Here is a 20,231-nt window from a genome sequence, read left to right as displayed (position 1 = left end):
CCTTTCTTCCTCCTACTTATAAATTCTCCCTGTTTCAGTCTGATCTTCAAAAAATTCCTCTTTGAAATTGATAAAATAAAGACGTTTCCGGGCCCGCGTCACAGCCGTATATAACCACCGCCAATAATCACATGTCATCATTTCTTCTGTAATCCATCCCTGATCGATAAAAACAGCATCCCATTGACCGCCCTGGGCTTTATGGCATGTCACGGCATAAGCAAATTTAATTTGCAATGCATTGAAAAATTCATTTTCCCGTACTTTCTCAAATCTTTTCCGTCTGGAAGTTAAATCAGCATAATCCGCTTCAATGCGGTTGTAAAAATTCCGATTTTCCTCATACGTTAAAGCAGGAGCATCGGAAGTCAGCGTATCGAGAATTACCCAAGCACTGATTTCCTCCTCATAACCCGCAATGTGCAAAGCCGTCCGGGCAAAATGGTAACCATACAATTCGGTCCTCTTTTCTATCCGGTTCACCGTCGCCATGTCTCCATTAGCGATAAAATCAATATGCTCGTAATCCTTTCCCCAATAATAATTATTTTTCACAATCATAATCCGGTCTCCACTGCTAAAATCCTCCTCCCGGTATAAAATAGCCCGGCGTATTCCCTCATTAAAACGGTTAGCTCTTTTATTCGACCGGCAGACGACTATCGTCTCGTCAAGTCCGTATTTTCCATAACAATCGTCTATTGCCTCCAATAATTCTCCCCCGTTAATCCGGTACACATCCGGAAAAGCAGTTATCCTCAATGCGCCTTCCACCGCACTTTCCCCGATATGCTGCCGGATCACAGTAGCGTTATATAAAATACCGGACTGCTGCGCCTGACGCATGACATCCGTCAGCAGGGACTCGTAAATCTTCAAATGATAAAGCGAACGAAGCTGTACAGGGTCCAATGCCGGGCTGATTTCCAAACCGACCGGCGGCAACTGAGCCACATCTCCAATCAGCACCAAACGGTTGTTCCTTCCGTTGTACACATATTCCATCAGATCATCCAGCAGACGCCCCGAACCGAAATTGCTTTCCTCCCCTACATTGGCTATCATAGAAGCTTCATCCACAAAAAACAATGTATCAGCTCCACCATTAAATCCCAGATCGAAAATACCTTCTCCTTCAGTAGCCGATTTTTGCCGGTAAATTTTTTTGTGAATCGTGAAAGCCGGCTGTCCGACATAACCGGAAAATACCTTAGCCGCCCGCCCTGTCGGAGCCAGCAAGACGACTTTATAATTAAAAGATAATAAAGCATTTACAACAGCTGCGACCAAAGATGTCTTACCTGTCCCGGCAAAGCCTTTCAATATAAACAAACTCTCCTCATCCCGCTCAAAAAAGAAACGTACGAATTCCCCTATTGCACTTTTTTGTGTAGGGGAGAATTCAAAATCAAAATACTTTAATACAATCTCTTCAAAATGTTTTTCTATCATCTGTAAATTTAATCGACGAATATGGTCTTTAATTTAATTTTTTTTCTAAATTTGCGAGCAGGAATGAAGTTTTGAAGTTGCGTTTTCCATCGTTTGAAATTTAGTGTAAATATACGATTAATAGCTCAGAGCTACAACGGGAAAGAATTGTTTAACGTAATTAATATACAAAATAACTTAAATATGAAAAAACTAATTATTCAGATTCTTTTAGTAATTCTGATTGTTTTCCTCGGCTATAAATGCTATGAAAGCATCATGGTACCTCAGCGTTTCAAAGCTATTAAGGAACAAAGGTACGAAAAGATTATTCAACGTCTGAAAGACATCCGCACTGCACAAGATGCTTTCCGGAGTGTATACGGCAGATATACTCCCAGTTTAGATTCGTTGATTCATTTCATGAAATACGATTCTGTAACGATTGTCCGTTCTATCGGTACTTTGACGGACGAACAACTGGAAGCCGGTATGACGGAAGCAGAAGCAATCAAGAAAGGATTGATTATCCGTGAGAAAATTCAGGTAAACGCATTGGAAAATACCTTTGGAAAATCTTACCCGATTGATATGATCAAATATGTACCGTTTACCAACAAAAAATATGAATTTAAAATGGGAGCCGGGAAAATTAAAACCGATTCCGGTGTAGAAGTTCCGGTTTTTGAAGCCCGTATTTCAAATGACAAAATTTTCGAAGATATTGACGGAGAATATCACGAACAGATTCTGGAAGAAAACGGAGAAAGATTGCGTTTGAAAAAATATCCTGGTCTGAAAGTAGGGGACTTAGAAGAAGCCAACAATAATGTAGGAAACTGGGAATAATGAACAGATTACATGCAAAATTTATATCATTCAGATAAACATTTTGTAAAAGAGAATTCGATTCAATATAGTTTGTCCATCCGTTTTGCAACGGATGGACTTTCATTTTGCATACACGACAGATCCGGTCAGTTACTGGTATTCTCTCACCAGACTTATCGCCCGGAATCCCGTATAGAAAGCTTCTCAAAAATTCATCAAATACTGACTACTGAAGAAATTCTGAATTTACCTTACCAGAAAGTTTATCTTCTGTTTTGTGCACAAGAAAAGACCTTAATTCCTGCTTCTGCTTTCCATAAAGATCAGGTGGCTGAATTATACCGGCTTTGCTTTCCTGTTGAAAAAAAAGAGGAATTCCTCGCCCATAGCCTTTCTCACACGGAAAGTTATTTTGTAGAATCCCATCCTGTCCAATTTTTGACTTTCCTGAAAGAGCATTTCCCTGCAGCCGTCATGGTAAACCACGCTTATCCTTTTATTGTCCATTCGCTTGCAGCAGCTGTTTTTCAACAGGAATACCTTTTTGTCGATATTCAAAACCGCTATTTTGACCTCTTATTTATACGCAATAAAAAAATCGTCTTATTCAATACTTTCTCCTACCGTTCCATTCCTGATATCGTGTTTCATATATTGAACAGCCTAAAACGAATGACAGTCAATAAAGATACGGTACAAACAACTATTTCCGGAGAACTGGTAAATGATCCGAAACTATTCCACACCTTAAACACGTATATCCCGAATCTCTCGGTTCTAAAAGATACCCGTCTCAACCGATTGTTGAACGATGAAAAATTAAACAGTTCCTGTTTTGTCCATTTTCTAAATATAGATGTATGCGAATAATCAGCGGTTCACACAAAGGCCGGCAAATCATTCCGGACAAAAATTTCACAGCTCGTCCGACTACGGATTTTGCAAAAGAAAATCTATTTAATGTATTGAGTAATTACATCGATTTTGAAGGAATCACCGTTCTGGATCTGTTTTCCGGTACGGGCAGCATCAGTTATGAATTTGCCTCCAGGGGAGCGAGCGAAATTATTGCAATCGAATCAAACTATAATCATTTTGCTTTTATCAAACGGATGTCCAAAGAATTAGGCTTCCTTGCCATGAAAGTTTATAAAACAGATACATTTCTGGCCTGCCGTAAACTGAAAGGACAGCAATTTGACCTTATATTCGCTGATCCTCCCTATAACCTTCCTGACATAGGACAAGTTCCGGTATGCATTTTTGAAAATGATTTACTGGCAGAAACAGGCATTGCCGTTGTAGAACACCCGGCATCTGTAGATTATTCGGCATTGCCCTATTTTTACGAAAAACGGAAATACGGAAGCGTAAACTTTTCTTTATTCCGTAAAAAACAATCCCTCTGATCATTTTTACAAAAAACGCCTGAAATATTTACCACAGAGGAAGTAGGAGGATACCGGACTTCCAAAAGAAGCGTCCGGAAAGAATGTTCGGGGCACGATACCTGTTGTCTTACTCATGCCCTCTAAAGGGGCATAAATCTATGCCTTAAACAATCTTTCCGGACGTTTTCCGTATACTGTTGCGAACGCAACCGCTACTTTAACTATATATCAGCTTCTTCATAAAGAGCTTGACAGGAACAAATCAAATTCCGGTCCCCATAACCATCATCTACACGTCCCACTTGCGGCCAGAATTTATTTTCAGCCACCCAACACAAAGGATAAGCTGCTTTACTGCGCGGATAAGCATGTGTCCATTCATCAGCAGTCAGCACCTTATGGGTATGAGGAGCATTTTTCAAGACATTATCCGTTTTGTCAGCCTTACCTTCTCCTATTTCCAGAATTTCATCCCGTATCGTCTTCAGCGCTTCGATAAAACGGTCCAATTCTTCTTTCGGTTCACTTTCGGTAGGTTCTACCATTAAAGTACCGTGAACGGGGAAAGACAAGGTAGGAGCATGGAAACCGAAATCCATCAGTCGTTTGGCAATATCCAGATCTGATATTCCGTATTCTTTATTAAAAGACGTACAATCCCATATCATTTCATGCCCGACGCGGCCTTTACTACCTTTATACAAAATCTTAAACCCAAGTTTTTCAAAAGAAGATGCCAAATAATTCGCATTCAGAATGGCCATCTGAGTAACCATTTTCAATCCTTCACCTCCCAGCATCAACAAATAACCGTAAGTAATAGGTATTAAGCTTACGGACCCGTAAGGAGAAGCCGCAACAGCATGTATCCCTTTATCTCCACCGGTTTTTACAACGGAATGGGTCGGTAAAAAGTCCACTAAATGAGCTGCTGCACAAATCGGGCCTACCCCCGGCCCTCCTCCTCCGTGAGGCATGGCAAACGTCTTATGCAGATTCAAATGGCAGATATCTGCTCCGATAGTGCCCGGACTTGTCAAACCGCATTGTCCGTTCATATTGGCCCCGTCCATAAACAGTAACCCACCGTTTTCGTGGACAATCTTTGCCAATTCTTTGATAGATTCTTCAAAAATACCGTGAGTAGAGGGGTAAGTAATCATGGCTCCTGCCAGTTGATCTTTATGGGCTACCGCTTTTGTCCTGAAATCTTCAACATCGATATTCCCTTCAGAAGTACTCGCTACAACCAATAAATTAAAACCAGCCATAGTGCAGGAAGCCGGATTCGTTCCGTGGGCAGAAGCCGGAATCAGCATTACGTTACGATGCGCTTCTCCCCTGGAAATATGATATTGGCGAATTACCATCAATGAAGCATACTCACCGGCAGCTCCGGAATTCGGTTGTAAGCTGCAACCGGCAAAACCGGTTACTTTTGCCAGCATGGCTTCCGTTTCCTGTATCATTTGCTGATATCCCTCTGCCTGAGATACAGGCACAAAAGGATGTATGGCTCCAAATTCAGGCCAGGATAAAGGTAACATTTCAACAGCAGCATTTAGCTTCATCGTACAAGATCCTAAAGAGATCATGGATGTAGCCAAAGAAATATCCCTTCTTTCGAGATTTTTCATATAACGCATCATGGCCGTCTCAGAATGGTATAATTTAAATACCGGTTCATTCAGGAAATCATCGTCCCGGATCATCTCCGGATCCAACACCGTCCGTTCATCCAAAAATTCAGCATGTTCCGCCTTTTTACCTGCAGCTTCTGCAAAAATCCGGATAATAGTATTGATTTCAGCTTCGTTGATCTTTTCGTCAGTAGACAACCCCACTGCAGCTTCGCCACAGCAACAATCAGTATAATGTAAATTTATTTTCTTTTCCAATGCCCGGTCGCGGATATCTTCCACCTTTACCCCATTGGGCAAATTGAACCGTAGTGTATCGAAAAACTTTTCATTTTTAAGCGTATAACCGTATTTCTGTATTTCCTCAGCCAGGATAACTGCTGCAGAATGAATGTGTTTGGCAATTCTTTCCAGACCTTCTTTTCCGTGATAAACAGCATAAAAACCAGCCATCGTAGCATCCAAAGCCTTGGCCGTACAAATATTAGAAGAAGCCTTTTCCCGTTTAATATGCTGTTCACGGGTCTGCAGAGCCAGTCGTAAAGCTTTATTTCCCTGTGCGTCAATCGTCACCCCAATGATACGCCCCGGTATATTCCGTTTGTATTCTTCCCGGGTAGCCATATAGGCAGCACTGGGACCACCGTATCCCATAGGGATTCCGAAACGCTGTGTGGAACCGACTGCAATGTCTGCTCCCCATTCTCCCGGAGGTGTCAATAATACTAAACTCATAATATCAGCATCCGCTGTTACCAAAACTCCGTTTTCATGTGCTTTGTCAACAAACGCTTTATAATCCCGTACCTGCCCGTCTGCTGCAGGGTATTGTATTATAGCACCGAATATTTCCGGCGTAAACTCAAAAGAGGCATAATCCCCATATACCAACTCTATACCGAATGGAGCTGAACGGGTAATCAAAACATCTTTTACCTGAGGGAACACCTGATTATCTACAAATAATTTATTGGCACCACTCTTTTTCTTATCCTTGTTCCTCAAGGCAAACATCATTTGCATCGCTTCAGCTGCAGCCGTTGCCTCATCCAATAGAGAACAATTGGTAATTTCCATTCCTGTCAACTCCAATATCACTGTCTGGAAATTCAACAAAGCTTCCAAACGTCCCTGAGATACCTCTGCCTGATAAGGAGTATAGGATGTATACCAAGCCGGATTTTCCAAGATATTCCGGATAATCACAGCCGGAGATATAGTATCATAGTATCCTTGCCCGATAAAAGACCGATAAATCTTATTTTTTGCAGCCACTTCCCGGATACGGTTAAAAAATTCAGCTTCAGTAAGCGGTGCGGGTAAATCCAAGTTCCCCTTTAATCGTATAGACTCAGGAACTGTCTGTTCAATCAATTCCTCTAAAGAATGCACCCCGACAACCTTTAACATCTCATCGATGTCTTCAGGACGAGGCCCGATATGCCTCCATAAAAATTTTTCTGTTGCCATGCCTTATGATTTATTATTTTCTATTTTGAAAACGTTTTAAATTTCGCGACTGTAAAATTAACGATAATTATCATAGGGACAAAAAGAAAAAACAAAAAACAAAAAGGGAACAGAAAAGACAATCTGGAATTTTTCTATTGCTCTTCTGCTTCCCTTTTAAACTCATCCATCATAAAACAGGGAGTTTACTACTTTCATTGCAAGAACTCCCCTAAATTGCAACCGATTATCTCCTCAGTTCTTCCCTTGTGAATTTTCTGTTCCCCACTCCCTATTAGGCGTTTCTCCCATCTCTAATTCAAGCACCCCACCTTTCATAATATCGGCATGAGAAATAAAAGCCCGGTTATATAATTTGCCATTCAAACGGGCAGCTTGTATATATTTACATTTTCCGGAGCATCCTTTTGCCAGGAGAGTAAAAGTCTTTCCGTCCGGTAAGCTGATGTCTACGCGGGGAAAAACCGGACTACTGATCGCATATTCTCCGGAAACGGGATTTACCGGATAAAAACCCATAGCCGTAAAAACATACCAGGCACACAACGCTCCTCCGTCTTCATCCCCAGGCAGGCCGCCAGGCCGGTCATCAAACCATAATTCTGCCAGCTGCCGTGTACGGTACTGGGTTTTCCAAGGAGCACCGGCATAATTATACAGATAAGGGATATGGAAAGCCGGTTCATTTCCGACAGGAACCATTCCATGCAGTCCGGTAGCATCCGGCATCCGTCCCATAAATTGCCATTTATCAATGACCGATGGTTCATTGAACACTTCATCCAAACGCTTTACAAATTTTTTGTCCCCTCCCATTAGTTTAATCAAAGCCGGGATATCATGCTGCACATGAAAAACATGTACACAGGCATTTACTTCGGCAAAATAACTTCTTGCACCAAACCCGTCACATAACTGCGGGTCAAAGTTTTCTATCCACTCACCCTTTTCATTTTTAGGAGCAAAATATCCGATAGCTGCATTCCAAAGATTGAGATAATTCCGGGACCGTTTCATCAACATTTTATAATCCTCTTGTTTTCCCACTGCCTTTGCTAACTGGGCCAGACACCAGTCGTCATAACTTTGTTCCAAAGTAACGGATACCGCCTGTCTTTTTTCCCATTTATGATCTACATAAGCGTAAGGCTCATCTTCTCCGGGCGCCAGGGCCGGGAAATACCCTTTCTCGGCATAGAAACGGTCCAGTTCACTTGCCGGTCCGGAACGCCAGGGAACCATAGTTCCCTCCAAGGCATTTTTACGTATACCTTCGTAAGCTTTCTCCAGATCAAAATTCCGGATTCCCTTTTGATAAGCTTCTGCAAACAAACTGGCAGTGTGATTCCCAATCATGGGTTCACCTTTCCAAACAGCCGCCCAGGAACCCACCCAATCTCCGCTCCATTCTGTCAACTCGGGGAAATTAGGCATCCACCCCCATTGTTTATACATTTCAACATAAGATTGAAGCATATCCGCTTTCCGGTCCGGCTCCAATATCATTCCCAAAGCATGCAAGTTACGGTAAGTATCCCATATCCAATCATCATTATAAAAAGACCGGCCCTTATCTTCATGTATACGACGGTCAAAACCACTGTAATACTGCCCATCCTCTGAAAAGTTCACCATTCTCTCATATGTACGGTATAAACAGGTATAAAAAATTCTTTTCTCACGTTCGCTCCCCCCTTCGACCTTAATTTTTGACAAGGCCTCTTCCCATATCCGACGAGAGTTTTTTTCCACCTCTTCAAATGTTTTTCCCCTGGTCTCCCGCTCCAGATTTTTCCTGGCCTGCTCTACACTGATAAAAGAGATTCCAACCCGGATTTCAGCTTTTGCCAAAGACCCGCTGCATAACCATCCTCCGATATCTTTTCCTTTTACACTCAGGGAATCCCGAATACTCTTTTCTTTCCAGGTCCCTGCTGCTGCATAAGGCTGATCTATTTCCGCATAAAAATACTGACGAGCATACTCTACAGCTTCCCAGCCACTGACAACCTGACGGTTTTCGATGTTCAGTTCTCCTTCTCCCCGAATACGAAAGAGTACGTTAGCCGGCTGCCCCTGAGGATAATTAAAACGGAAAAGACAAGTCTGCTCTGTAGTTGTCCACTCTGCCTCTATACCAAAATCTTCCAAAAACACTTTGTGTTTCCACGGGTGCAATATTTCCCGGTCGTGGTCGTAAAACGAACGGTTCTCTTTAAATCCGGTCTTCAGCTTGCCCGCCGTCGGCATTATAGAAGTAACCTCTCCCAGACGATAACGGGGCATATTTAAAGTAATACCATACAAATGATCCGATAAATATCTGTCATTTAAACGGGGCTCTGTCAAGGGATAAATCCTTACCATAGAATGGGGACGATGTACCTGAGGTACAACCGTTGTCAACAAAGGCGCCACTCCCCCGATATTCGGATCTACATATTTTCCGACACCGGTTTCCTCCCGGCAGGCGGTTAAAATTCCCCAGCCGATACAACTTACGAATACGATATTCCAAAACTTATTTTTCATCATTCTTATTTTTAATCACACCGTTCAAGGTCATCCCCCCCTGTCCCACTTTTGCCCGGATACTTCCGCACTCTTTTTCTTTGTAAGACAATAATACAAGATATTTAGTCAACAAACTAATGAAATAATGACAGAAACCAATAAAATATTGAAACCTATTTTTTGTTAAAACTATTGACTATGAGCAATTGAGACATTATATTTGTATAAAAGTTTTTCTATGAAATATGTACTAAAAGAAATAACACCCCTCGAAAAAAATAGTTTATTCTGGATCAGGTATCATCCGAATCACCGGTTGAATTTTCCCTTGCACTTCCACGACGAATACGAACTATGTCTGATGGAACATATATGCGGGAAAAGGACTGTCGGAAATCTTGTCGAAGACTTCGGGAAATCGGACTTATCGTTAATCGGACCGGATGTTTTACATTGTTATAAAAGAGGAGAGGATTACAAAGACACTGTTTGTGAAGGAATTATTATCCAATTCGGGAAAAATCTTTTGCATTCTGATATTTTAAATACTCATCAATTCAGGGATATAAAAAATTTACTGGAAAAAGCTGCTGTAGGAATTCAGTTTTCAGAAGAAGCAACGGCCAGTGTGAGAGAAAAACTGTATAAATTGGTGGAACTGAAAGATTTCAGCAGCGTAATTCTCTTTTTCGAAATTCTGAACGAATTAGCTGTATCGGAAAATCAAAGGGTCCTTATCCCGGCAAAACTGGAAGACTGTGGAGAGATTTCGATACAACAAAGCCGGCGCATTAATAAAATTATGCAATATGTTGAAAGTCATTATCAGCAAAAAATAACGCTGGAACAAATCGGAGCCTTAATCGGGATGTCCCCTTCTTCTGTAAGCCGATTCTTTAAACAACGTACACGACACCGGTTTTGGGATTATCTCAATAACTACCGGGTAAAAAAAGCAACTAAAATGCTCATGGAAACGAATCATTCCGTTTCAGAAATATGTTATGAATGCGGGTTCAATAATATTTCGAATTTTAACCGCGTATTTAAAGAAAAAATGCAATTTACACCCAGCGACTACCGTAAAAAGATAAAAGACTCGACTATCCCCCTTTAAATGAAAAATTGACATCATATCCTGAAAAAGCTTTTCAATCCGATACTGTTCCGGGTATCCAAAAGAAAAAAGCTTTTTCAGGATTTACAATTTATTTACGATTCCATAAAGTTTTTATAGTCTCCTCAACCCCCATTCCCTGCGGACATTTTTCACTGGGAGTATTCCCCCTGCATGTCTTGGGATCTGCGGAATTTCCGGTCGAAATCACACGGGCCACAGGCATCTCCAGATGCCCATTCGGATCATTCTCCCTCAGCCAATCATAAGCATATTTCAACCATTGCTGCCGGTAAGCAGAGGACTGTAAATAAAACCAGGTGATCTCATCATATCCCCACACATAATGATCTTTTACATTTGCAACCCCGGGATGATCACTTATTCCAAAATTATCAAATTCTACTAAATAAGGCAAAGCTTCGCAACTCCAGCCGGAGGGCGTAATACACCCCAGACTTCTTCCGTACAAAGCATCCAAATGCCCCATTTCCAGCATGCCTTCCATCGGTTTTTCCGGAATTTCTTTAATACGTAACGGAAAAGAATTAAAATCCAGCAGACTCACTTCCCCCGCTAACATACCTCCCGACGGAGTATGAGCATCAAAGAGCACCCAATGCCGACGGGCGTGCTGACGGGCATAATCCCGAACCTTTTTCAAAAAGCTCTGCCAGGTCTCGAAATCCGGATCATTCATCCCGATTAAAGCCACTTGTCCTAAATGAACAGCTTCACATCCGATTTGAATATAAGAACCGATCAGATACATAAACCACAACTGGGTTTCGACACGGGTAATATCCGGTACACTACTCCCTTCCCCCCACAATCCGACGTATTTACCTTCGGGATTTAACATCATCTCATACGAAAAATTCCGCTCCTCTACCGGCAAACCCAACGCTATAAAAACCCAATCCGGAATTTTAAGCAGGTTCACTTCCCGGGTAACCGCTTCAAAAGTTCCGGCCTGAAAAATGACGTCTTTATCAAAAGTATGTACTTTTTCAATCAATTGACGGGCTCCTCGCCAAAAAGCCGGATCATTTAACACTTGTTCCCCTCCCCAGCGGTAAATAGAACGGCCGATAAATTTAGCTCCTGTATTTTTGATCAGCCGGATATCGTCTTCCTTATTCGGATATGCTCCATCATTACAAAAAGGATCAACTGTCAAAAATTCAGCCATAGTTACAGCCCGGCCTAAATAGTTTTCCAACACCGGCCGGCTGATACCTCCGTCAAATTGCCAGGCCTTTTCCGAAGCGGAAGTGCAACTTCCGCATAAAAAGACCATCCCTAAACTGATAACAATTATTTCTCTGATTCTCATATCTTCAACAGACTATTTTTAATTTACATTTTAGCTTTACAGCTGTTTTATTCCGTCCAAATCGCTTTAATGGTTTCTTCCTGTGATTGTGCAGAAGGTAAACTTTCGCTTACCCTATTGGCCCGGTAACGCGTATTTCCATTTTCCAAAGTCACCACCCGGCTTCCGGGCATTTCTATAAACCCAACCGGATCCACCCTTTTTATATACTGATCCGCATAAATCAAAAATTCATTCCGATAAGCCTCCGGTTGTTTATAAAACCAACTGATTTCGTCATATCCCCAAACAAAATGTTCTGAAATATTAACTACCCCGGGATGCGAACTTATCCCGTAATTATCAAATTCTACCAGATAAGGGCAACGGTCGCATACCCAACCGGATGGAGTTACCCCGCCCTTCGTCAATCCGTAAATGGCATCTAAATAAAACTTTTTCAATTCCGCTCTCTCAGGATCTCCCGATATCTCTTTGATACGCATAGGGAAAGATACAAAATCAAATAATAATTCTCCGTCGGCAACAATACCTCCGCCAGGCATATGTCCATCACATATAACAGTTCCCCGGCGAGCTTTTGTCCCGGCAGCTTCCCTCACTTTAGTCAGCAAATCTTTCCAGGCGGCATAATGATTCTCTTTATCTCCCATAGCGATCAATTCAACCTGCCCGAAATGAATGGCTTCTATACCAATCTCCATATAACGCACAGCCATATAATAGAAAAACATACGGGTTTCTTCCTGGGTAATATCCGGTATACTTCCATTCCCCCATTGATTTACACCACTACCTCCCGGATTTTTCATGGCATCGTAATTAAAATTCCGGTTTTCCACAGCCTTTCCAAAAGCTGTAAATACCCAATCCGGAACAGCCAACTGATTCACTTTATCCGTTACGATTTCAAAAATACCCGCCTGAAAAATCAGATCCGGGTCGGAAGCGTGCATCCGTTCCAGTTTAGCTTTAGCATTCCCTAACCATTCCGGATTATTAAAATGATCTTCAAAGCCCCAGGAATATAAAGCTCTTCCAATAAATTTTGCACCGATATTCAACAACATACGCTCGTCATCCTCAGGACACTCATAAACGCCATCGTTATAAAAACCTTCACTCGCTAAAAATTCGGATTGCGTAATGGCTCTCGATAAATAACTTTCCAAAACATTCCGGGCGATCCTTCCACCGGAAAACGTATAATCCCGCTGAATGACCCGGACCGGTATCTCTGTGTGATCTTCTTCTGAACAAGAACAAATCGCCCACAGCAGTAACAGTAATATTCCTAACTTTTTCATATTCTATTTTTTATCCGAAAAGAATAAAAGCCTTACGCCTATTCCATTTCCCATCGTTTCCACATTTCCGGCTTTTATTCTTTTCTCCGTTTATACTTTGTTCTCTCAATTACAATTTTGTAAAGTATTAATATCAATCCAGGGGGAATCAGGAGATTGCCTCAATTGAATCTGCGGTTCACTCTTTTTCAGAACACCCTTTGTCAGAAAATCTTTAATCAGGCAAAATCCAACCTGATTTTCCGTACTCTGCAAAGGAATATATCCATCCGGTCCTCCGTTGTCCATAATCGTCACGTCTCCACCGATATATTCAATATTCTGAAAACCTCCCAAACCATTTACTTTATAATGATTCTTTACGGTAAAATTTCCTCCAACATGTTTCAGCCCTCCTCCTGTTACCCTCCAGGAATCCCAATTCCAAATACTCCCCTGTGTCCGGTCGCCATTTAACTCAAAATCTCCTCCGACCCACGCAAGCGAAGCCAATCCGATACCTCCGTCTGACATCGTTACAGCCGGGTCGATCTTGAAATTACCTTCTACTTTGGAAATTTTACAAAACCCGGCACCATTGGTCATATCAGACCAATACGTCATTTTCGGGCAATTTTCAATAATCAGGTCTCCGCCTATTTCCGTATATCCCTTAAAGCCGTTACAATTGAATAATTCAGGATTATTCCGGAGTACAATTCCCCCTTTACACCCGATGGCTTCAAAGAAATTCTCAGTAGTGGTCAAAGCCGTATTTTCTATTGTCACTGTCCCTAAAATAGTCGTTACTTTTGTTTTAATGAAGGAGACAGCATGGTCTGTTACATCCGCACCCCGTATCGTCAAATCACCGATCACAGAAGAAGAAGGATTAAAATTGTTTACTTCTTCTAATCCGTTCAATACATAATCAGGTACAGAAACCCCACAGGCGGACAAGGAATTGACATCGATAATTTCCCCTGAAGTATTCACCAAGGTAATCGTAGCCGTCGGAGAGACAATTCCGAAATCTAAAAAGCCTTTGATCAGACAGTAACCGACCTGATTATCCGTAGACTCCCTGGGGATATCCCCCACGCCTTCTCCGCCTCCGTTATTCATAATCGTCACATTGCCTCCGATATGCAGTATATTCTGGAAACCGCCCAAGCCGTTTACCTTTAAATGATTCATATAAATAAAATCACCTCCGACATATTTTAAACCGCCTCCCCTCACCAGCCATGTATCACAATTCCACAAATCACCTCTGTTGTTAGCCCGGTCTCCATTCAGTTCAAAATTTCCACCGACACGACTCAAAGCAGCAAAACCAGCCCCTCCTTCGGTCAGCGTAGAAGCAGGATCTACTTTAAAATTTCCTTTCACTTCTGTAATAAAACTAAAGCCGGCTCCCGACCAGAAAGTCATTTCCGGACAGTTTTCAATAATCAGATCTCCTCCAATTACAGTATATCCTTTAAACCCATTACAGTTATACAAAGCTGCATTATCTTTTAACACAATACTCCCCAGACATTCCACTTTATCGAAAAATCCTTCCGTATTCGTTACTCCGGTATTTTCCAATAACATTTTTCCCTTCACGACTTTGATCTTACTGGCAACTCCCGCCAAAACGGCATCATTGATATCACTTCCCCGTACAGTGAGATCCATTACAGTATCGTTCGCCGGCAAAAATTTCTCAGCATCTCCACGGGATCCGATAATATAGCTCAGAATATCCCCCGCTCCCATTTGTCCGATACGGCTGGGATCGGTCGCTGCCCCGGGATGATTATTTGCCAAGGTCACCGTACCTTCTATGATACTGTTGTCCAAAAGATATTTCACGACCATTAAACCATACTCATCGGGGGCTCCGGCTTTATCTTCCCCGAAAATAATATTACCGCTCACGGTCAAACTCCCCCGGAAAGTTTTTAAATGCAATAAACCTGCAATACTTTCTAAAGCAATATTATCTTCAATTCTCAAACTACCATTCATAAATTTAAACCCTTCCAGGCCCGTTATCGCCTGCAGCTTTTCATTTTCCTGAATGACAAAAGCCACTGTGACAGCATTCAGATGAGGCAATGAAAGTTCCGTAATCCCGGTATTGCGAATAATCAAAGATTTTACACTTTGAAAAGTTAAAGTAGACAAATCAGTAATATCTTCTCCTTCTATCGTCAAGGTACGTATATCCTCCTTTATAGTAAAAGCTTCTACATCTGCCTGAGAGGATAAAGTGTAGTCTTTTCCTTTTTCCAGTTCCATCTTATCGTCATCACACGCCCAAGCGAGCAAAGCCAATAAGCCTAATCCTATTAAATTCTGTTTTAAACGTATCATAAATATCAGATTAATCCTGTTATTGTTTATTCAAATCCTGTTCTCGCTGGGGAATAGGGAAAAAATAAGCATATTCTTCCTTAACCTGCTTATTGGTAATTTCCTGCATCACCCGATTGATTCGTCTGAGTTCAAACAACCCGTGCCCTTCAAAGGCTAATTCGAAAGTCAATTCTTTCCATATCGCTTCCCGAAAGGCTGTCTTATCCAAACCGGGAGTCAATTCTCCTAAACCAGCCCGTTCCCGTACAGCATTCACCCATTTATAGCCCTCCTGTGTAGGACCGGCAGCTTCTGCATAAGTCAAAGCAACTTCTGCAAAACGGATTAAATATATATTCGCACTCGTGCGGTTTGACAAAGAAGCGGGGTCCGTATATTTACGGCAGAACGGATGATAAAAAGCATTCTCCGTCGGGTTGGAACTATTAATATTATCCCGGCTCCAGGTAGCCAAAACCGTTCCATTCTCATTATAAATAGTAGAAACCATAAGCTTTTTCCGCAAATCCAGATCGTCAAATGTATCGTAAAAATCAGCATCCACCCGGAAAACACTCCAGCAAGACTGATTCCCGTCTATCACTTTCTGAACTCCCGCTCCACCTGTCAGTGAAGAAGAAATCCAAATCACCGGCAGACTGATCCCAAACATTTGAGGAGTCTGGGAGTAGCTTCCTTCCATACCACTTGCCTCCCGGTTCATCGAAGTGATAAAAATATGTTCGCTGCCATCTATAAAATGATTTACATCATACACCCGTAACAGATCGGGATCCAGTGAATAAGTGGTTTGTCCATTTACAACTTCCCCTGCATATTGGGCAGCTTTCGCATACATGGCCTCTCCGTCTTCCACCCATTCATAACCCGGAGCTCCTGTCATCTTCGAAGAAGCTAATGTCAGATACACTTTTGACAGTAAAGCCTGAGCCCCGACTTTATCCGCCCTTCCCTGATGCTTGGATATCCCGCACAAAGAAATAGAGGCCTCCAAATCTTCTATAATTAAAGTATAAATCGTCTCTATGGAAGCCAATGGAGCATTCGTCTCATTCGAACCCTGAACAGACTTTACCCGCAACGGCACTTTTCCATAAGTCCGTACCAGCATAAAATAATTAAAAGCCCTTAAAAAATAAGCTTCCCCTAAGATCTGGTTCTTATTTTTAAGATCAATATTATTCATCTTTACCACATTTTCGAGCACGGAATTAGCGCGGTTTATACTGAGATAAGCATATTTGAAAAAATAAAGGAATTCATCTGTATTCGGATTACAATCCCAGATATAAAGGTTGGTTTCATTCACTCTTCCATAGTTTTTATACTGATTAGTGGTCACATCTGTCAGATAAAAGAGGAAACGGGCACCGTATTCAATATAATTTATCGGTGAATAAGCATACAATAAAGCAGATAAAGCATCAGCTTCTGTATTATAATAATTTTGGTTGGAATAGACTCCATAAGGCTTTTCTTCCAGAAAATCCGAACAGGCAGTTAATCCAATCCAAAACAATGAAATATAAATACAAATCTTTTTCATCTCTTTTCGATATTATTTAACAGTTTTTATTTCCAAGGATCTGTATCAAAATTTTAATTCCAGACCGGTAGTAAACGTACAAGTCCTCGGAAATGCCACAGGTCCGCGACCATTTTCCCCGACTTCCGGGTCATATTCACTCACATGAGAAAAAGTAACAGGATTGCTTACATTCAGATATACCCGCAGATTTTTTACCCACTTCAGATAACTCGAAGGTAAAGTATAACCCAGCGTTATATTCTGGATACGTAAGAAAGAACCATCTTCCACAAACCAGGAAGAAGCATAATAAGAACGGTCAGCACGTAAACTGGGCCGGTTGTTGTTAGGTGCCTCCGGTGTCCAGCGTTTTTCCCGTAAAGAAGGCGCATCCAGTTTCCGGGGTGAAAAAATATCATTTCCGTAAACAGCATAGAATAAAACGGATAAATCCAATCCGGATTTATGAGATAGTTGTAAACTTAAACTGGAGGTAAATTTAGGATTCGGATCTCCGATAATACAACGTGCGTCCGGATCCAAAGAACCATCCTCACGCAATCCCGCATAATTGAATTCTCCGGGACGGGTCATTTTTGTCGGATTAGCCGGCATATTCTGTATGATTCCGTCTACCGGATATCCGTAAAACACATTGATCGGCTTCCCGATAGCCAAAATATTCAAATAAGCATCGTTAAATACACTTCCCCCATAAGGTTGGTAACGAAGCCCGTTCGCATCTTCAATATAACCGGAATCTTCCTGTGTACCAATGTTGATTACCTTATTGCGATTGGCACTGAAAATTAATCCGGCATTTAAACGGAAGGCCCCTTCCGTAATAATCCGTCCATTTACCGTCAACTCAAAACCCCGGTTCCGGATTTCCCCGTCGTTTACCCATACTTTATCATAACTGCTACTGGGTGGCATTAATTTTTCACGTAATAAATCAGTCGTAACCTTTTTATAATAATCAAAAGTTACATCCAAACGATTATTAAACAACGAAAAATCTACCCCAATATCAAACTGAGAAGTTTTTTCCCATCCTAACTCGGCATTCGGCATACCTCCCCACAATACATAACGATCTCCGATACCTTCCCTTCCGACTTCTTTCCCGACGCCATAAATTACATACTCTTCCCCATCCACATAATAATAATTACTCCCGAATTGTTCAAATGTCTGGTAAGGGGAAATTCCCTGATTTCCGGAAACGCCATAACTCGCCCGGATTTTCAGGTTATCGAATAATTCCAGATTTTTAATAAATTCTTCTTCCGACAGCCTCCAGCTCACAGCACCCGAGGGGAAAAATCCCCATTTATTATTTTTCCCGAACTTGGAAGAACCATCAGCCCTGCCCGTAAACGTAAACATATAACGATTCTTATAAGTATAGTTAATCCGGCTAAAAGCGGAGGCCAGCTCGGTTTCACTCCGGTAATTCCCGACCAGTTTAATCTCTGCCCCAGCTAAATTCTCTTCCTGTAAAACGTGGTTCTGAAATCCGCGACCCGTAATACTAGATCCCTTATTGACATTATCTTCATAGCTTATCCCCGCCATAACTGAGAAATTATGATCTTTCCCAAATAATTTATTATAAGTAAGGTAGGCATCTATACTATAATTCAGGTAATTCCCGTTTGTAATTCCTCCTTCTCCCTCAAACCGATCTCCCGCATCCGTATATTGGGGAGGATTGTAAAAAGAAGTATTGCTATTTCCGGTCCGTACATTTCCCTGAAGAGCAAAATTCAAATCAGATATGATCTCCCAATCCATTTTTACCAAAGCATAAGCATCTACATTGTCGGCAATGTTTTTCCGCTGTTCAGTCATCATTACCGGGTTGCCGTAATCTTTATCATACGCTTTAAAATAAGTGCCATCCCCGTTATAAACCGGAAATAAAGGATTACGGGAATAATCCATTCCATAATTGTAATTCCGTTTTCCTTTAAAAATACCGGCTTTGGTTTTTATGGACAAATTCTGTGTCACATCATTGTCATAAGACATATCCAGGGACAATTTATCGTAATCATCCCCGATTTGCATCCCTTCCGCCTTATAATATCCTAAACTGATATAGTAACGGCTTTTCTCTGAACTTCCTTCCACACCTAAATTATAATCCTGTGTAACTGCCGTACGGAAAATATAATCAGTCCAGTCTGTATAATAAGGCCATTCTCCTTCCCTGATTTCCGCTATAGAAGGATAATACGCACCGTTTACATCTTTTTTACCAATATAAAGGGCTTCCAATCCAGCATTTTCATAAGCTTCATTTTCCAACATTGCCATTTTTAAGGGGTCTTTCCAATAATCGAGCTTCTTACTGAAAATACTGACTCCTACCTTACCATTCACCCAAACGTTTGCTTTTCCCCCTTTTCCATTTTTGGTGGTGATCATGATCACTCCGTTGGCTCCCCTCGAACCGTAAATAGCCGTAGCCGAAGCATCCTTTAAAACTTCAATGGAAGAAATAATATTGGGATTTATAGAATTTAAATTCCCGGCATCTCCCATAGGAACACCGTCCACAACGACAAGAGGAGCATTCGAACCATTGATAGAACTAACGCCCCGGATCCGGACCGTTGCTCCCCCCTGAGGATTATCCTCCGAATTGTTGATGATCTGCAGACCCGCAATCCGTCCTTGCAATAATTTCTCAACAGAACCCGAAGACACTTTTGTTACCTCAGCTGCTTTTACAGAAGCAACACTTCCTGTCAAATCACTTTTTTTCATCGTTCCGTACCCTACTACAACCACATCCTCCAACAACTGGGATTCTTCTGCCAATAAGACATCAATTTTCGACCGGCCTGCGACCTTTATTTCCTGAGTGGAATATCCCACAAAACGAAATTCTAACGTACTTTGAGCATCCGTCTTAATTGTATAAATTCCATTAATATCTGTCGTTACCCCCGAATAGGTTCCTTTCACTATGATTGTAACCCCCGGCAGAGGTTGTCCGTCTCCTTTGCTTTTTACTACACCGCTTACCGATATATCCTGAGCACACAACGTATGAATACCGATAAACAGCGAAACCAGACCAAAGAATAATTTCCGTTTCATCATGTTAATTTTATTATTTTTCGTTAGTAATCACGCAACACCTTCATTTTTAAAACGTTTTCGTCGAAAAAAACAATGAAAATTCTACATTTACAACAATTTTCAAAAATGAATCAGCGCACATACAAATGTAAACGAGCTGAGGATATCTTACTTATACTATATTGACTAAGAATATGCATTTTTATACATTAACATTGTAAATAATT

The 20,231-nt window shown here is 41.4% G+C and carries 12 protein-coding genes; 4 read left to right on the top strand and 8 right to left on the bottom strand.

Going from position 1 to position 20,231, the window contains the following annotated elements; all coding sequences use genetic code 11:
- Window positions 1-12 precede the first annotated feature (12 nt).
- Window positions 13-1,452, bottom strand: a complete 1,440-nt coding sequence (locus Q0465_RS07040) for an ATP-dependent RecD-like DNA helicase (RefSeq protein ID WP_298614461.1) — start codon at window positions 1,450-1,452, stop codon at window positions 13-15.
- Between the two features lie 183 nt (window positions 1,453-1,635).
- Here Q0465_RS07040 and Q0465_RS07035 point away from each other — a divergent pair, with 183 nt between their 5' ends.
- The 3 genes from Q0465_RS07035 to Q0465_RS07025 are packed head-to-tail and all read left to right on the top strand — an operon-like array spanning window position 1,636 to window position 3,671.
- Entirely contained in the window at window positions 1,636-2,280 is a 645-nt protein-coding gene (locus Q0465_RS07035) for a hypothetical protein (RefSeq protein ID WP_298614459.1), read from the top strand.
- Window positions 2,281-2,292: 12 nt separating this feature from the next.
- Window positions 2,293-3,132, top strand: a complete 840-nt coding sequence (locus Q0465_RS07030) for a DUF3822 family protein (protein WP_298614457.1) — start codon at window positions 2,293-2,295, stop codon at window positions 3,130-3,132.
- Window positions 3,123-3,671 (top strand): RsmD family RNA methyltransferase, encoded by a 549-nt coding sequence (locus Q0465_RS07025; protein ID WP_298614455.1) that lies wholly within the window; start codon window positions 3,123-3,125, stop codon window positions 3,669-3,671. Before Q0465_RS07030 ends, Q0465_RS07025 begins: the two co-directional genes overlap by 10 nt.
- 203 nt (window positions 3,672-3,874) lie before the next feature.
- Here Q0465_RS07025 and gcvP read toward each other — a convergent pair whose 3' ends face one another.
- Both gcvP and Q0465_RS07015 read right to left on the bottom strand, forming a co-directional pair.
- On the bottom strand, window positions 3,875-6,763 hold the full coding sequence (gene gcvP, locus Q0465_RS07020) for an aminomethyl-transferring glycine dehydrogenase (protein ID WP_298614453.1): 2,889 nt from the start codon (window positions 6,761-6,763) through the stop codon (window positions 3,875-3,877).
- Window positions 6,764-6,997: 234 nt separating this feature from the next.
- The gene (locus Q0465_RS07015) at window positions 6,998-9,295 is read right to left on the bottom strand and encodes a GH92 family glycosyl hydrolase (protein WP_298614451.1); all 2,298 of its coding nucleotides are present in this window, start codon (window positions 9,293-9,295) and stop codon (window positions 6,998-7,000) included.
- Window positions 9,296-9,515: 220 nt separating this feature from the next.
- Between Q0465_RS07015 and Q0465_RS07010 the strand changes: the two genes are divergently transcribed.
- Complete coding sequence (locus Q0465_RS07010; RefSeq protein WP_298614449.1) at window positions 9,516-10,394, top strand: AraC family transcriptional regulator; 879 nt, start codon at window positions 9,516-9,518, stop codon at window positions 10,392-10,394.
- 91 nt (window positions 10,395-10,485) lie between these two features.
- On the opposite strand, the gene Q0465_RS07005 is transcribed toward Q0465_RS07010, so the two are convergent.
- From Q0465_RS07005 to Q0465_RS06985, 5 genes are all read right to left on the bottom strand, one after another.
- The gene (locus Q0465_RS07005; protein WP_298614447.1) at window positions 10,486-11,730 is read right to left on the bottom strand and encodes a hypothetical protein; all 1,245 of its coding nucleotides are present in this window, start codon (window positions 11,728-11,730) and stop codon (window positions 10,486-10,488) included.
- Window positions 11,731-11,777: 47 nt separating this feature from the next.
- Complete coding sequence (locus tag Q0465_RS07000) at window positions 11,778-13,037, bottom strand: hypothetical protein (protein ID WP_298614445.1); 1,260 nt, start codon at window positions 13,035-13,037, stop codon at window positions 11,778-11,780.
- Window positions 13,038-13,142: 105 nt separating this feature from the next.
- Window positions 13,143-15,380, bottom strand: coding sequence for a hypothetical protein (locus tag Q0465_RS06995; protein ID WP_298614443.1), 2,238 nt, complete (start codon window positions 15,378-15,380; stop codon window positions 13,143-13,145).
- Window positions 15,381-15,399: 19 nt separating this feature from the next.
- Window positions 15,400-16,929 (bottom strand): RagB/SusD family nutrient uptake outer membrane protein, encoded by a 1,530-nt coding sequence (locus tag Q0465_RS06990; protein WP_298614441.1) that lies wholly within the window; start codon window positions 16,927-16,929, stop codon window positions 15,400-15,402.
- A gap of 45 nt (window positions 16,930-16,974) precedes the next feature.
- The gene (locus Q0465_RS06985; RefSeq protein WP_298614439.1) at window positions 16,975-20,025 is read right to left on the bottom strand and encodes a TonB-dependent receptor; all 3,051 of its coding nucleotides are present in this window, start codon (window positions 20,023-20,025) and stop codon (window positions 16,975-16,977) included.
- Window positions 20,026-20,231 lie beyond the last annotated feature (206 nt).

Source organism: uncultured Odoribacter sp. (genome assembly GCF_937966165.1).
Classification (GTDB): domain Bacteria; phylum Bacteroidota; class Bacteroidia; order Bacteroidales; family Marinifilaceae; genus Culturomica.
This window is presented reverse-complemented; position numbering and strand designations above follow the sequence as displayed.